This is a genomic window from Mesorhizobium australafricanum (genome assembly GCF_033977265.1).
In the GTDB taxonomy this organism is placed as follows: Bacteria; Pseudomonadota; Alphaproteobacteria; order Rhizobiales; family Rhizobiaceae; genus Mesorhizobium; species Mesorhizobium australafricanum.
On the sequence record NZ_JAVIIT010000062.1, the window covers coordinates 1 to 965 of the forward strand.

Below are 965 nucleotides of genomic sequence, written 5' to 3' on the forward strand. Positions count from 1 at the left end.
CGAGCGGCAGGCACCCGGAGCTCGGGCCACAGCTTGGCTCGCGGGAGCAGGCCGATTGGGGAGTAAGGCCCGCCGCCTCGCAGGAAAGTTACGATCAGTCGCAGCTTTGGCAGGAGGTGGACCAAGCCGAAAGGCAAACACCTGCCGGTCGGGACCGCCCCTGGTCAGAGTGGTCGCCGCAGTCGGATCAAGACATGGGGCCAGCTGGGAGGTCCGCGTCAGCTCGCTCGTCTGATATCTACCGCAGTCTTGACTCCCTGGTCGATTTGCCGTCCACACCGGCCGAGCTGCGTGATGATGCCCATTATGCCCCGCCTCCAGGTACAGCCTCCGACGCTCAGGTTGAGGCGCTCGATCCGCAAGCCTCGTCTCACGGCCGCAGCGGACTGGCACTAGGCGCCACGGAATGGCTGAACGATGAGCATATCCAGAGAGATTACGAACTGCTGGCGCAGGAGCTGCAGAGGGAAAATCCAGATCTCGCCGCCCGAACGCGGCTCGTCGACCCGCTGATAGCCCACTACCATCTGCGCCTGGGCTCCGACAATGCCGCGCTCAGGGCTTTCCAGCGCATCGTCTATGATCGCAATGGCAACGACATTGCCGACTTCATGTTCCTGCCTGTCAACGATGCCAGCGCTACCGATCCCGAACGCCGCGGCAGCCACTGGTCGCTGCTTATGGTTGATCGACGCGAGCGGGAAAGGCCGCTTGCCTATCATTACGACTCCGCCGGGCGGCTCAACGACCAGCCTGCGGCACAGCTCGCACGACGGCTGGGAGCCCGCCTGGAGCCGGTCCGCATGACCCAGCAGCAGAACGGCTATGATTGCGGCGTCTTTGTGCTTGACGGCACGAGGGCGCTGGTCGGACAACTGGGGCAAAGGCGGCAGCCAGCCAGGCTGCACCTCGACTATCTTGCCGTTGATCGGCAGGCACTGCAAAACCGACTGCGGGGCTGATGT

General features: G+C 64.0%; 1 protein-coding gene. It reads left to right on the forward strand.

Annotation, left to right across the window (positions count from 1 at the left end):
• Positions 1–962 (forward strand): Ulp1 family isopeptidase (locus RFM98_RS31170; protein ID WP_320312293.1); only part of this gene is annotated, 962 nt, incomplete at its 5' end.
• Positions 963–965 lie beyond the last annotated feature (3 nt).